At 54.1% G+C, this 15,617-nt stretch carries 7 protein-coding genes and 2 pseudogenes; 5 read left to right on the top strand and 4 right to left on the bottom strand.

The annotated features are described in order from the left end of the window. The first annotated feature begins 309 nt into the window (after window positions 1–309). From H9644_RS13090 to cueR, 5 genes and pseudogenes are all read left to right on the top strand, one after another. Window positions 310–1,581 (top strand): annotated as a pseudogene (locus H9644_RS13090) (TolC family protein). A 108-nt stretch (window positions 1,582–1,689) separates the two neighbouring features. Further along, window positions 1,690–8,325: pseudogene (siiEA, locus tag H9644_RS13080) on the top strand (BapA-related adhesin SiiEA). Between the two features lie 3 nt (window positions 8,326–8,328). Beyond that, window positions 8,329–10,491 carry a type I secretion system permease/ATPase gene (locus H9644_RS13075; protein ID WP_191774882.1) on the top strand — a complete coding sequence of 721 codons (2,163 nt, stop codon included), beginning with the start codon at window positions 8,329–8,331 and terminating at the stop codon, window positions 10,489–10,491. Further along, window positions 10,488–11,663, top strand: a complete 1,176-nt coding sequence (locus tag H9644_RS13070; RefSeq protein WP_191774880.1) for an HlyD family type I secretion periplasmic adaptor subunit — start codon at window positions 10,488–10,490, stop codon at window positions 11,661–11,663. The genes H9644_RS13075 and H9644_RS13070 overlap by 4 nt, the downstream gene beginning before the upstream one ends. After that, entirely contained in the window at window positions 11,660–12,067 is a 408-nt protein-coding gene (cueR, locus tag H9644_RS13065) for a Cu(I)-responsive transcriptional regulator (protein WP_001026747.1), read from the top strand. The genes H9644_RS13070 and cueR overlap by 4 nt, the downstream gene beginning before the upstream one ends. Here the strand turns inward: cueR and H9644_RS13060 are convergent, their stop codons facing one another. The 4 genes from H9644_RS13060 to H9644_RS13045 form a co-directional block, all read right to left on the bottom strand. After that, window positions 12,068–13,291, bottom strand: a complete 1,224-nt coding sequence (locus H9644_RS13060) for a hypothetical protein (protein ID WP_191774878.1) — start codon at window positions 13,289–13,291, stop codon at window positions 12,068–12,070. Window positions 13,292–13,379: 88 nt separating this feature from the next. Beyond that, window positions 13,380–13,586 carry a hypothetical protein gene (locus H9644_RS13055; protein ID WP_064529058.1) on the bottom strand — a complete coding sequence of 69 codons (207 nt, stop codon included), beginning with the start codon at window positions 13,584–13,586 and terminating at the stop codon, window positions 13,380–13,382. Beyond that, window positions 13,583–14,005, bottom strand: a complete 423-nt coding sequence (locus tag H9644_RS13050; RefSeq protein WP_064529057.1) for a hypothetical protein — start codon at window positions 14,003–14,005, stop codon at window positions 13,583–13,585. The genes H9644_RS13055 and H9644_RS13050 overlap by 4 nt, the downstream gene beginning before the upstream one ends. A 112-nt stretch (window positions 14,006–14,117) precedes the next feature. Continuing rightward, complete coding sequence (locus H9644_RS13045) at window positions 14,118–15,365, bottom strand: YadA-like family protein (RefSeq protein WP_191774876.1); 1,248 nt, start codon at window positions 15,363–15,365, stop codon at window positions 14,118–14,120. Window positions 15,366–15,617 lie beyond the last annotated feature (252 nt).

The following is a 15,617-nucleotide window of genomic DNA, read 5'->3' as shown; positions in this document are numbered from 1 at the left end:
TTTTATTTTTATCCTTAATTCAATCCCCTTGCTTATGCCTTTAATAAATAATTCACGCAAAAAGATATATAGACGATAAAACTGTGATTTCTATCACTTCCTGACATGGATTATTCTTAACAGGGATGATGGTAATCTAAAAGTCGTAGTGTATTCATTAATAAATGACGTATAAGCTTTTCAACTGCATTTCTTTTAATGGGGGAAGTAAAAACAAAAGAGATGCACAAGTTATTACCCTTCTTAAATAAAATGATGCTGGTTATAAAGATTAGTTAAAATAATGACCTGGAAGGAAGTGACTTATCTATGGCGCGATTACAATTAAAAAACCGTAAAAATAAAGGTCTGATATTTTTAATCAGTTTTATTGTGATGGGAGGAGACGCGCTTGCTGCACCGTTACCACAATGGGCCAATGCCCCTGCGGTTACCCCGGTTGCCAGTTTATCGTTACAGGAAAGCATATTGCGCGCCTTTGCGCGAAACCCCGACGTCACCCAACAGGCAGCGCAGATAGGGATTGGCGAGGCGAAAATCGATGAAGCCAAAAGTGCCTGGTATCCGCACGTCGGTTTAACCGGAAATGCGGGGCCTTCCCGGCAAACGGACTCTAGCGGCAGACTGGATAATAACGTTTCTTATGGCATAACCCTGACGCAGCTGGTGTATGACTTTGGTAAAACCAGTAACGATATCAAACTGCAAACTGCCGCTCGTGACAGCTACCGCTTTAAATTGATGGCAACCCTAACCGATGTCGCAGAAAAAACGGCGACTGTTTATATGGAAGTCAGCCGTTATCAGGCTTTATGCGACGCTGCGCAACGTAACATTCACTCTCTGGAAAACGTCTACAACATGGCCGCACTCCGCGCCAACGCTGGGCTTAATTCATCATCTGATGAGTTGCAGGCGCAAACGCGTATAGCCGGAGGCAATAGCTTCGCCGCCAGCCGCATTAGCTGAACAGCCAGTGTCACTAAAAAAAATCGACTATCAGTCCATCCCTCTGGTACTGGCTGCTGAAAACTTACGCCAGTCTGCCCAGTACGGCGTGGAGAAAACCAAAGCGCAATACTGGCCTACGCTCAGTATTCAGGGCGGCAAAACGCGCAACCAGACCAGCGACCGCTCGTACTGGGACGACCAGTTGCAACTGAATGTCAACGCGCCGCTGTACCAGGGCGGCGCGGTTTCAGCCCTGGTGCAACAGGCCGAAGGGCAACAAAAATCTCTGCCTCACAGGTCGAACAGGCAAAACTTGACGTGCTTCAACGAGCGTCGGTGGCTTATGCCAACTGGACTGGCGCACGAGGGCGAGAAGAGGCTGGGTTAGCGCAATCTGAAAGTGCGCACAGAACGCGAGATGTCTACCAGAATGAATATAAATTGGGTAAACGCAGCCTGAATGATCTATTAACCGTCGAGCAAGATGTCTTTCAGGCGCAATCGGCTGAAATAAATGCCAATTATGATGGCTGGGTCGCCGCAGTGAATTATGCCGCTGCGGTTAATAACCTTATTCCATTAGCGGGAATTAAACAGGGCTTATACAACGACTTACCCGACTTGAAATAATCCTGCCATTATTAATATCAGGTATGCATCGTTGTGGAGTGATTACCTTTGTCTTATTTAGATAAATGGACTCGCTAAGGATGTGCGCCATTTATCAGGAATGCCATTATGAGCCTGATTATTGATGTTATTCCGCGAAAAACATCCGTCAAACAAACGCTGATTAATCCTGGCGACGTTACGGTTGTCATTTATGAGCCCTCTGTTGTGCAGGTTCATGCTCAGGCATCTGCCGTTGCGCGTTATGTTCGTGACGGAAATGACTTGTTGATCTATATGCAGGACGGCACGGTGATCCGCTGCAACGGCTATTTCCTGCAAGCGGCAAATACCAGCGAACAATCCGAACTGGTGTTTGCCGATGGTCAACAGCTGACCCATGTCACCTTTGCCGATACCGCGGCGGGCGGATTAGCGCCCGTGTAGCTGACCGCTCAGACTACCGCAATTGAAAGCATTGCGCCGTACCTTGATATCGTCGGCCAGACGACGGCTTTCCCGTGGGGATGGTTGGCGGGGGCGGCGGTAGGTGGCGGCGCGCTTGGCGCTTTACTGGCAAGCGGTGGCGGTGATGATTCGAAAACCGAAGTGGTTAACAATCCACCGCCTGCCGAACCTGGCAACGCCACGCCATCGTTTTTGGTAACCGATAATCAGGGCGATCAACGCGGTTTTCTTTCCGCCAACGATATCACCGATGACACTACGCCAACCTTTAGCGGCAGCGGGCAGGCGGGGGCGACCATCCAGATTAAAGACAGCAATGGTGACACCATCGCCAGTACCCAGGTCGGTAGCGATGGACGCTGGAGCGTCGATTTGCCCACCCAAAGCGCGGGCGAACATACCTGGTCAGTGGTGCAAATCGTCGGCAGCACCATCACCAACGCCAGGTCGATAACATTAACCATCGACAATAGTCAGGCCGCCGTACAGGTCGCCACCACCGCAGGCGATAACATCATTAACGCCAGCGAACAGGCCGCCGGGTTTACGCTCTCTGGCACCTGTAGCCATCTGGCACAGGGAACAGAACTCACCGTCACTCTTAACGGCAAAACCTACACCACAACTGTTGGGGCTAACGGTGGGTGGAGCGTGCAGGTGCCGACCGCCGATGCGCAAGCGTTAGGCGAAGGGAGTCAGGCGGTGCTGGTCAGTGGGAAAGATGCCTCGGGCAATACGGTTACTGGCGCGCAACTGTTAACGGTCGATACCCAACCGCCGACACTTGCTATTAACACCATCGCCCAGGACAAAATCGTCAGCGCCGCAGAACATAACGCAGAACTGGTACTGAGCGGCACATCGAATGCGGAAGCGGGGCAAACCGTAACCCTGAACCTGAACGGCGTCACCCACACAGCAACCGTCGGTAGCGACGGAACCTGGCAAGTGACGCTGCCAGCGACAGAGGTACAGGCGCTGGCAGAAGGCAGTCAAACCCTCAGTGCCAGCGTCAGCGACCGGGCAGGAAACACCACCAGTAACAGTGCGAATTTCTCGGTAGACACCAGTGCGCCAGTGGTTAGCGTTAACACCATCGCTGGCGACGATATTCTTAACACCGCTGAACAGATTGTGGCGCAGATTATTTCCGGTCAGGTCAGTGGGGCTTCTCCGGGGGATATAGTCATCGTGAAGTTAGGTGCCACTGTTCTGACAGGCGTAGTGCTGGCGGACGGCACATGGAATGTGGCGCTGGATCCGGCGGTAACCCGCACCCTGGCGCGTGGCCCTAACGACATCATCGTCACGGTGACCGATGCTGCTGGAAATACCGGTACAGCGACTCACAACATTACCCTGGCGGGCGTCGCGCCGCAGGTGGCGATAGATACCATCAGCGGTGATAACGTATTGAATGCGCTGGAGTCTCAGCAGCCGCTAACGTTAAGCGGCACCAGCAATTTACCAGACGGCGGCACGGTTAACGTGACGCTGAATAATGTCACGTATAGCGCTCAGGTCAGCGGCGGCGTCTGGTCGCTGAACGTCCCGGTAAGCGATGTTGTCAATCTGGCGAACACCAATTACACCGTTACAGCCAGTGTCACAGATGTGACCGGCAACACCGGCACCGCGCAGGGCAATTTGCTGGTCGATACGGTGCTGCCGCAGGTGATCATCAACACCTTTGCGGGTGACAACATTGTCAACAACGCCGAAGTGGGCCAGACGGTGACCGTTACCTTTAACGGTCAGAGCTGGACCGCAACCGTCGGCAACGGTGGAAGCTGGTCGGTATTTATTCCGGCGCAGCAGTTTGCCGGATTAAGCGACGGCAGTTACACCATTAGCGCGACGGTCAGCGATCAGGCCGGAAACCCCGGCAGTGCCAGCCGTGGCGTCACGTTGAACGGTGACGTCCCCACCGTCACCATCAACACCTTTGCGGGCGATGATGTGGTGAATGCGGCGGAACATGGCTCATCTCTGGTTATCAGCGGCACCACCACCGCGCCAGTCGGGCAGACGCTGACCCTGACCTTAAACGGCAAAACCTACACCACCACCGTGCAGACGGGCGGTAGCTGGAGCTACACTCTCGGCAGCGCCGATGTCACCGCGCTGGCGGACGGCAACGCCTATGTTATTAACGCCTCGGTGAGCAACGCCATTGGCAACACCGGCAGCAGCAATCACACCATTACCGTCGATCTCAGCGCCCCGGCGATGGGGATTAATATTGATTCCCTGCAAGCCGACACTGGCCTTAGCGCCAGCGACTTTATCACCAGCGTCAGCCCGGTGGTGGTCAACGGCTCGCTGACAGCTGCGCTTGCCAGTAACGAGACGGCACAAATCAGCATCGACGGCGGGGCAACCTGGACCACGCTCACTGTTACCGGAACGACCTGGCGCTATAACGACAGCCGCACGCTGACTGATGGTAACTATCTCTATCAGGTGCGGGTGATTGATGCGGCGGGCAACGTCGGCGCGACTGACAGCCAGAACGTGGTGATCGACACCATCGCGCCAGATCCGGCAGTAAAAACCATCGCCATTAGCGCGATAACTACCGATACAGGTCTGATTACTAACGATTTTGTCACCAGCGACACGACGCTTACCGTGCGCGGGACGCTTGGCGCAGCGCTTGCCGCCGATGAACGGGCGCAAATCAGCCTCGATGGCGGTGTTACCTGGTCCACGTTAACCGTTATCGGCACGACCTGGAGCTATGCCGATGGTCGCACGCTGACCGACGGCACCTGGAACTACACGGTGCGGGTAGTGGATCTGGCGGGGAACGTCGGGCAGACCGCGACACAAAACGTGGTGGTCGATACCACCAGCCCGGAAGCGGCGAAAAGCATCACCATTACCGGCATCAGCGATGACACCGGAGCCAGTAGCACTGATTTTATTACCAGCGACACCACGCTTACCGTGCGCGGCGTATTAGGTGCTGCGCTCGGCGCTAACGAATTCGCACAAATCAGCACCGACAATGGCGCAACCTGGGTAAGTGTGACGCTGGCGGCAGACGGCCTCAACTGGAGTTACGTCGATGGGCGCACGCTCACCAACGGCACCACCACCTGGCAGGTGCGGGTGGTCGATCAGGCGGGCAACGTCGGCGCCACGGGCAGCCAGACGGCGCAGATTGACACCGTTAACCCGGCGCAGGTGCTCACCATTGCCAGTATCAGCACCGACACGGGGAGTTCGGCCACCGACTTTATCACCAGCGATACCACGCTCACGCTGACCGGTTCGCTGGGGGCGGGGCTTGCCAGTGGCGAAGTGGCGCAGATTAGCCTTGATGGCGGCGCGACCTGGACCACCCTCACCACCAACGGCACGCAGTGGACTTATACCGACAGCCGCACGCTGACCGATGGCAGCTACATTTATCAGGTGCGGGTACTGGACCTGGCGGGAAATACCGGCCCGGTAGTATCGAAAACGGTGGTGGTCGATACGATTAACCCGACCGCCACGCCAGGTATTGTGTCGTATACCGATGATGTCGGGCAGCGGCAGGGGACGTTAAGCAGTTCGCAGGCCACTGACGACACCACGCCGCTGTTGAACGGCGTACTCTCCGGCCCACTGGCCAGCGGTGAAGTGGTTTACCTCTACCGTAACGGCCTGCTGTTAGGCGCGGTGACCATGGTCGGCGCGCTGAACTGGACCTACAGCGACAGCGGCCTGGTCAGCGGGGCGTATACCTACAGTGCGCGGGTAGTGGATTTGGCAGGGAATATCACCTCCTCCAGTGATTTTGTTCTGACGGTGGATACCTCTATTCCAACCACGCTGGCGCAAATCACCAATCAAACCACGCGCGATACCACGCCAATTATCAGCGGGGTGATCACTGCCGCGCTTGCCAGTGGGCAGTATGTTGAAGTGGTGATTAACGGTAAAACGTACACCTCGCAGCCGGGCGGCGCGGTGGTGGTCGATCCGGCGCACAATACCTGGTATGTGCAATTGCCGGATACCGATGTGCTGGCAGCATCCGCTACTGCGTATAACGTCACTGCGCAGGTGAAAAGCTCGGCGGGCAACGGCAACACCGCTAACGTCAGCAACGGCACGGTGACGGTTAACGCGGCGATTGATTACACGCCAGCCTGGACGACCGTCAATAAAACAACGGCCTGGGGGCTGACCTACGGCCTCGATAACCACGGGATGTGGACGGTGCTGGCCAACCAGCAAATTATGCAATCAACCGACCCGCTCACCTGGTCGAAAACCGCCCTGACGCTGGTGCAAAGCGGTAACAACTACGCCACCAGTTCTATTGCCGATTACGATCGTAACGGCACAGGCGATCTGTTTATCACTCGTGATGACTACGGCACGGGGTATATCAACGGCTTTACCAATAACGGCGATGGCACCTTCTCCAGTGCCATTCAGGTTAACGTCGGCACGCTGACGTGGTTCGGTTCGATTGTGGCGTTCGATAAAGAAGGCGACGGCTATCTTGATTTCTGGATTGGCGACGCCGGGGGGCCGGACTCCAATACCTTCCTGTGGAACAACGCAGGCACGCTGGTAGGCAACTCCACCACCGCCAACAACGGCGGGAGCGCCACGGTCGGCGGGGTGGTGAACGGCTATCTTTCGCTCAACGAAGGTTCCGGCGTCGATCTTAACAATGACGGCAGGATTGACCTGGTTCAGCACACTTTCAACCTGAATAACTTCTACACACTTTCGTCGCTTATCAGCCAGGGCAACGGCACGTTTGTCTGGGGACAGAACACCATCAATACCTTCCTCAGTACGGCGGGTAGCGGCGGCAACTCGACGTCTGTCTCCATGACCTGGGCGGATTTCGATGGTGACGGCGATATGGACCTCTTCCTGCCTGCCAGTCAGGGAAGAGCTAACTACGGTTCCCTGTTATTCAATACCAACGGCGTATTGGGTAATCCGGTGGCCGTGGGGGCAACGGCAACCACCTATGCCAGCCAGTTCAGCGTGGCGGTGGACTGGAACCACGACGGCCTGATGGATATCGCCCGTATCGCCCAGACCGGACAGTCCTACCTTTACACCAACGTTGGCGGTGCCAGCAACTGGACGCAGGCGGCACTCGGCGGCAGCCAGAGCGGCACCACCAGCGGCGTGGCGGCAATGGACTACGACTGGGACGGCGCGGTGGATGTACTGGTGACCAAACAGTCGGGCAGCGTGTTCCTGATTCGCAACACCAACACGGTGAGCTACGGCACTTCGCTGCACCTGCGTATTACTGATCCTAACGGTATTAACGTCTATTACGGCAATACCGTAAAACTGTACAACTCGGCAGGTGTGCTGGTCGCTACGCAAATTATCAACCCGCAGTCGGGGATGGGCGTTAACGACACCTCGGCGCTGGTTAATTTCTACGGGCTGAATGCCGGAGAAACCTATAACGCGGTGCTGATCAAATCCACCGGTGCCACCGCCAGCAATATTGACCAGACGGTGAATACCACCTGGGGCGGCTTACAGGCCACCGATGCCACTCACGCTTACGATCTTAGCGCCGAAGCAGGCACGGCGAGCAACAACGGCAAGTTTGTCGGTACTGGCTATAACGATACCTTCTTTGCCACCGCAGGCACCGATATTTACGACGGCTCCGGCGGCTGGGTGTACAGCTCCGGCACCGGAACGTGGCTGGCGAACGGCGGGATGGATGTGGTTGATTTCCGGCTCTCAACGGTGGGCGTGACCGCGAACTTAAGCAGCACCGCCGCGCAGGCGACCGGTTTTAATACCTCGACATTTACCAATATCGAGGGCATTTCCGGCTCTAACTTTAACGACACCCTGACCGGCAGCACAGGTGATAACCAACTGGAAGGGCGCGGCGGCAACGACACCATCAACATCGGCAACGGGGGGCACGACACCTTGCTCTATAAACTGCTCAACGCCAGCGACGCCACTGGTGGTAACGGTTCGGACCTGGTGAATGGCTTTACGGTAGGCACCTGGGAAGGCACCGCTGACACCGATCGCATTGATATTCGCGAACTGTTACAAGGTAGCAGCTACGCCGGAAACGGTAAAGCCAGCTACGTCAACGGCGTGGCGACGCTGGATGCCCAGGCGGGGAACATCGGTGATTTTGTCAAAGTGACCCAGAGCGGCAGCGACACCATTGTGCAGATCGACCGCGACGGCACAGGCGGCAATTTTGCGACAGCTAACGTGGTCACGCTGACGGGCGTGCATACCGACCTCGCCACCTTACTGGCGAATCATCAGTTGATGGTGGTGTAGATAATGAAAAAAAATGCCCAGTCCGTGGAAGCCTGGCTGGAGGCGATGATCGCCGTGGCGCGTTATTATCGCCTCGATTTTTCTCAGGAGAATGTGCGCGCAACCGTCAACTGGGAGCGTGACAGCAAGCGGGAAGAGTTACTTACCGATATGGCGCGGCAGTTGGGGATGGGGCTGCGGCTGGTGGAGTTCTCCGCCGATTCGCTAAACCCCTGGCGGCTGCCGCTGATTGCGGTTTTTGATAATCAGCAAATTGGCGTGATCACCCGCCGCGACAACCACGACAATATCAGTATTCAGTTCAGTGGTGACGAAGGGCTGGAAACCACGCTTAACGTCGCGGATGTTGAAGATAAAATCGTCGAACTGGCGCTGCTGCGACCGCTCAGTGCCATACCTGACGCGCGGGTAGATGACTATATTCGCCCGTATCAGGCGAACTGGTTCTGGAATCTCTCGCTGAAAGACTGGCGGCGCTATGGCGACATTATGCTGGCCTCTCTGGTGGCGAACGTGCTGGCGCTGGCGGCGATGATTTTCTCGATGCAGGTTTACGACCGCGTCGTTCCGGCGCAGTCCTACCCGACGCTATGGGTGCTGTTCGCCGGGGTGATGATGGCGATCCTGTTTGAGTTCTGTATGCGCATGGTGCGCACGCACCTCTCGGATATGATTGGCAAGCGGGCGGATTTACGGATTTCGGATCGCGTTTTTGGTCATGCGTTACGGCTGAAAAATAATGTGCGATCGAAATCCACCGGATCGTTTATCTCGCAGATCCGCGAACTGGAGTCGGTGCGCGAACTGATCACCTCCACCACCATTGGCGCGGTGGCGGATCTGCCGTTCTTCCTGCTGTTTGTCTTTATTCTGTGGATGATTGGCGGCTGGCTGGTGCTGGTTGTCCTGCTGGCGCTGCCGTTGCTGGTGATCCCCGGCCTGCTGGTGCAACGCCCGCTGGCGCGGCTGGCGAACGAAGGGATGCGCGAGTCGGCGGTACGCAACGCGACGCTTGTGGAAGCCGTGCAGTCGATTGAAGACATTAAACTGCTGCGCGCCGAACAGCGTTTCCAGAATCAGTGGAATCACACCAACGATGTGGCGTCCTCCATCAGCATGAAGCAACGTTTTCTCACCGGGCTGCTGCTCACCTGGACCCAGGAAGTACAATCCATCGTCTACGTGGTGGTGCTGTTGGTGGGCTGTTTTATGGTGATGAACGGCGACATGACCACCGGCGCGCTGGTCGGGACGACGATCCTGGCTTCGCGCACCATTGCGCCGCTGTCGCAGATTTCCGGCGTGCTCTCGCGCTGGCAGCAGGCGATAGTGGCGCGTAACGGCCTTGATGAACTGATGAAGCGCCCGGTGGATCAGCCGGAACACGGCAAACTGGTGCATAAAGCGGTGCTGCACGGCAATTATCAATTCAGCAACGCGGTGTTTTATTACGACGAAGAAGAGAAGATTGCCGATGTGGCAATCGGTAAACTCAATATTCAGGCCGGTGAGAAAATCGCCATTCTTGGGCGCAACGGCGCGGGTAAATCGACGTTGCTGCAAATGCTCGCCGGAATGCGCATCGCGCAGCAAGGTCAGGTGCTGCTGGATAACATCAGCATCGGGCAGCTTGATCCGGCGGATCTGCGCCGCGACATGGGGCTACTCAGCCAGACCGGACGGCTGTTCTTCGGCTCGCTACGGGAAAATCTCACCATGGGGATGCCGGAGGCCAGCGATGAAGATATCGAACGCGCGTTAATCCTCAGCGGGGCGCTGCCTTTTGTCCAGAAGCAGAAAAACGGCCTCAACTACATGATTCAGGAAGGGGGATTTGGCCTTTCCGGTGGTCAGCGGCAAACGCTGCTGCTGGCGCGGCTACTCATCTCTCAACCCAATATTGTTCTGCTCGACGAACCCAGCGCCTCGCTGGATGAAATGGCGGAAGCGTACTTAATCGAACAACTGAAACAGTGGATTGGTCATCGTACGCTGGTCATCGCCACTCACCGCACGGCGATGCTGCAACTGGTGGACAGGATAATCGTGATGGATCAGGGGCGGATTGTGATGGACGGCGCGAAAGAGACTATTTTGCGTGAACAGGGCGAACCCACGGCACGACGCGTGGTGTTGCAGGAGAAGAATAAGGGGTCTGCCGCATGAACGGACAACTGCAATATAACCGTGGCCTGACTGAACCCCGCCTGCCGCGTTCGGCGCTGGCGGTACGTGTGACCGTCGTCATGCTGCTCTGTTTTCTCGGCTGGGCGTGGTACTTCCAGCTTGATGAAGTCACTACTGGCAGCGGCACGGTAGAACCTTCCGGGCGTGAGCAGGTGGTGCAGTCGCTGGAAGGCGGGATTTTGTATCATCTCGACGTGAAGGTTGGCGATATTGTCGAACAGGGCCAGCCGCTGGCGCAGTTAAACCGCACCAAAACCGAATCTGACGTCCAGGAAGCGATGTCGCGCCTGTACGCGGCGCTGGCAACCTCGGCGCGGCTGCGGGCGGAAGTGAGCAATAAACCGCTGGTCTTCCCTGACGAACTGAATAAATTCCCCGAACTTATCGAGTCGGAAACGGCGTTATATAACACTCGCCGCGAAGGGCTGAACAAAGCCACTACCGGGCTGACGCAGGGGATTAGTCTGGTCAATCGCGAACTGGCGATGACCCAGCCACTGGTGAAACAAGGGGCGGCGAGCAGTGTGGAAGTACTGCGTTTGCAACGCCAGGCCAATGAACTGGAAAACAAACTTAACGACGTGCGCACACAATATTACGTTCAGGCGCGGGAAGAGTTAGCGAAAGCTAATGCGGAAGTGGAAACTCAGCGTTCGGTGATCCGTGGGCGGGAAGACTCCCTCACCAGGCTTAACTTTACCGCGCCGGTGCGTGGCATTGTCCAGGACATTGACGTCACCACGGTTGGCGGCGTCATCGCCCCTGGTGGTAAACTGATGACCATCGTGCCGCTGGACGAACAACTGTTGATTGAGGCGAAAATCTCCCCGCGCGATGTGGCGTTTATCCATCCAGGGCAAAAATCGCTGGTAAAAATAACCGCCTACGATTACTCCATCTACGGTGGCTTACCAGGAGAAGTTGCGGTGATCTCACCGGACACTATTCAGGATGAAGTGCGGCGCGATGTTTATTACTATCGGGTGTACATTCGCACTTTCAGCAACCATCTGGAAAATAAACATAAACAGCAGTTTCCGATATTCCCGGGTATGGTTGCGACGGTCGATATCCGCACTGGCAAAAAAAGCGTGCTGGATTATCTGTTGAAACCTTTTAACAAAGCACAGGAGGCGTTGCGCGAACGATGAACATTAGCGATGTAGCAAAAATTACCGGCCTGACCAGCAAAGCCATCCGCTTCTATGAAGAGAAGGGGCTGGTGACGCCGCCGATGCGCAGCGAAAATGGCTATCGTACCTACACGCAGCAGCATCTCAACGAACTGACCTTACTGCGCCAGGCGCGCCAGGTGGGCTTTAACCTGGAAGAGAGCGGCGAACTGGTTAATCTGTTTAACGACCCGCAGCGACACAGTGCCGATGTGAAACGGCGCACGCTGGAGAAGGTGGCGGAGATCGAGCGACATATCGAAGAACTGCAATCCATGCGCGACCAACTGCTGGCGCTGGCGAATGCCTGCCCAGGTGATGACAGCGCAGACTGCCCGATTATCGAAAATCTCTCCGGCTGCTGTCATCATCGGGCGGGGTGATTAGGGCTTGCGGAAATAGTCGTCCATTATTTTCGTCAGCTCCGGACGTTCGCCGTCATCGTTAATGGCAAAATCCAGAAAAAAAGCATCTGCTTGCGGCGTTCGGTTTTGCGCCATCAACCGGAAGGTGAGGGGGCGATAAATGGCGTATGCCGGATGGCTGATAACGAATCGGGCGAAATCTATAAAGAGTGGCGAGCGTGTGTAAAATAGCGCCTGCAAAATAATATCAGCCTTTTCATCCCCCTCCAGACCTTGTTGGATCATGCTCTTAATACGAGTTTCGCTCAAATTCCCGGCCTCAACAATCTGCCAGGCTTGATCCAGTGAAGGGTACCGACTGACACTTTGTTTCAACTCTTTTGACCAGGTTTCGGATGGGCTGATGTGCTTATCAGGGCCGAAACTCTCCCACGCGCTGGGCGGTAATGTTTTCCACGCTGTGAGTTTTGGTATGCGGTATTGCAGCTCTGTTTTGTGCAGAAATTCCCCGCCCGGAAATACCAGTGTTTGCTGCTCATCATTAAAACGGGCTGCCGTGCTGATCACCAGTGTTTTCAGTGGACGCCCTTCCAGTGCGGCGGCAGTGGCTTTATGGTGTCCGTCGAGCAGAACGCAGAGGAACGAGTCAGTGAGATACCAGGCCAGAGCGCGGGCGTCCGGCTTATCGCGATAAAACGTCGCACGATCAGGATTAAAATGTGATGGCGGCTGACTGGGAAGAAGAAAACAGGGGGCGGTGTCACTGAAATAGCAATATTCAGGATCCCAGACGGCAACGGTTGCCGGATTACTGGAACTATGGTCCGTTGCTGCCCAAAAGAAATGCCCGTTGCCATCCGTCGGGTAAAGTTCACGATCTTCCAGCAGGTAATAGCCATCAGCCAGGCATGAGAACAGCGGCGTCAGCGCGGTAAAAGCGTCCGTCATGCCAGACCACGGGCGATTCCAGTTTTCGAGGGCGGACAAAAAACGGGCGGCTCCCTGTTCATCATCAGCAAAACCGCTGTAGACAAATTCCGCGCAGGTGGGGCAGCCAGCCTCGGACCAGAAACGTATCAATGGGACATCCTGCCAGCAGAGCGAACGGATAAGACCGTAAGGGTGCGGATCGTAAACTACACACTGACGCAGAAATCCTTTCCCGGACTTCACCGAAAAAATGACGCCCGCAGCGGTATTTTTCAACAGGCGTACTGCAGGTTTTCGAAAGGGGAAAAGCATGGCCACTCCTTAGCCGAAAATTCAGATCCCTGAACTGTGCCAGAAAATTACGCAGGTGACTATTGCTCTGTAAATGGAAATGGTGCTTTTACCCGTTAATCCCCGTTTGCACAGAAAGAATATGCTGCAAACTTTCTACCATAATGCGCCCTGACTGAAATAAGCCCTCCTGGATTTCGTTGTTAACATTTACAGCGTGAATCAGGGAGGCTAATAATACTACTTGCAAGAAGGCAAAAATAAACGCACCGATGATCAGAATATGCGTCAGGGATATTTTCTTTTCATCCTTCATTTTAAATAGCCCACAAACTGGCCTTCTTTCATTAATGCTACTTTTCCTGTGTGGTGATAAACAATCACGTTATACAGACCAGACTGATAAACGGTGGCATCGGCGTTATCTTCATCTATCGCACATAATGAATCATTGAGATACGCAAAGTTTTTACTGCTCATTCTAAAGGTCATGCCATATCCTTTATAAATGGCTTTCTTTGCCGCCTGGGCGTGTTGTGCGGCTTCTGCATTTTTAAATGCCTGCGCCTCGGATGCACTTAAAATAGCCGCCTGACGCTGCTGTTCGGCGAGATAACAGGTGTCATGGCTGACACCCTGCGCCTGGCAATCTGCGATGCGGGAAGTGGGAGAGCTACAGCCAGCCAGCAATATAACAGCCAGCAGGGAAAACGATTTAATGGAGCTATTCATCATTGTTAACCTTAAATAGAGTATGAAAATAATTAAGGAGTGAAAACAGGCAAACGTCCTTGCTCTAATTTATTTAATGGTTATTATTGATATTTATAAAATATCCAGCGAGATCTTAAAACGAATATCCCACGCCGACACCCGCACCGAAATCAGATTGCGTATCCGCAGAAACGCCTGCTTTAATTACCGTGTGGACCCCGGCATTAAAAGACGTGCCGACAGATACCGCCGATTCACCATTAAACGTTCCCGCTCCCGCAGACACCATCATTAAATCACCGGTTTTCACCTGTGGCTGTGAAGCAATGGCAATAGCTGACGCGATCCCTGCATTGGCATCTTTACGGTTGTCTTCAACTTCGTTTTTCAGTGAGCTGAAATGGTTATTGAGCGTATTAATTTGCTGGCTGTTATCCGCTACTCGTTTTTGCGTGTTGCTTAACTGCTGATGCGTATCGGTGGAATCTTGCACCAGGTTTTGAATTTGTTCACCGTAATGAACGCTATCTATCTGTTGTTGTGCCGCCAGCTTACTTACCGCAGTGTTGGTTTTTGTTATATCGCCATGAATTTCTTCCAGATCTTTTGTGTGGTTCTCGGTAGCAACACTTTGAGATACCGTCGTCATGGTAGAAGAAAGAGCGTCAATTTTTTGCCCTTGCTCCGCAGAAGCTCGCGTGCTGGCTTCATTTTCCGCAGCCAGTTTAGCGTTGACCATTCCCTGATAACGGGCGGCGGTCTGAACGTCACCGGTAGCTGCAACTGTTTTTTGTGTGGCTTCGATTTGTTGCTGCTGTGCGTTATCTGCAGCCTCCTGACGGGCGTTAACCATGCTTTGATAACGTGCTGCGGTCTGAACGTCACCGGTTGCTGCGACCGTTTTTTGTGTGGCTTCGATTTGCTTTTGCTGTTCGGTAATCTGCGTTTGTTGGGCTTCGGCTTGTTGCTGCTGTGCGTTATCCGCAGCCTCCTGACGGGCGTTTACCATGCTTTGATAACGTGCTGCGTTCTGAACATCACCGGTAGCAGCAACCGTTTTTTGTGTGTCGGTAATTTGCTCTTGTTGAGCTCTGAGAATGTTATTTTGTTCGGTAATGTTGTTGGTATTTTTATGAATAGCCGCTTTGTTGGCGTCAATATCGTTTTGCGCTGACGTAATGGCCTGGTGTGCTTCATCGGCGGTCGTCACTGCTTTGTTCGCGGTGGTTTGCGCATTCTGGATGGCGGTATCTTGTGCCGCATCGTGGTCTGTCTGGGTCTGTTCTGTCGCTGCCGCCTCAATGGTGTCCCCCGCAAAGGCCGATGGACATACAGCAGTAGCAACAACGACAGCCAGTAAAGACATCTTTACAGTTTTCATTCATTTTTTCTCAATCAAAGTAAGTCACATTTTTGTTTCTTATAGCAACACTAATTGTTGTTATAAGAAATGTTATGTGTTTCGCATTGATCGGAATCTACGCTGGCATTTGTGTGATGTAAAGCGCGTTTTTATACTGTGTAAGCGTAAACACCGACTAATAGAAACTAAAAATGTTTCTTTTAGAAATAAAATGGAAAAGAATTTTGTGCTATTTCTCTGTAAGAAACTATAAAGACTTGTTTTGATAAG

It is taken from the genome of Escherichia whittamii (assembly GCF_014836715.1).
GTDB lineage: Bacteria > Pseudomonadota > Gammaproteobacteria > Enterobacterales > Enterobacteriaceae > Escherichia > Escherichia whittamii.
This window is presented reverse-complemented; position numbering and strand designations above follow the sequence as displayed.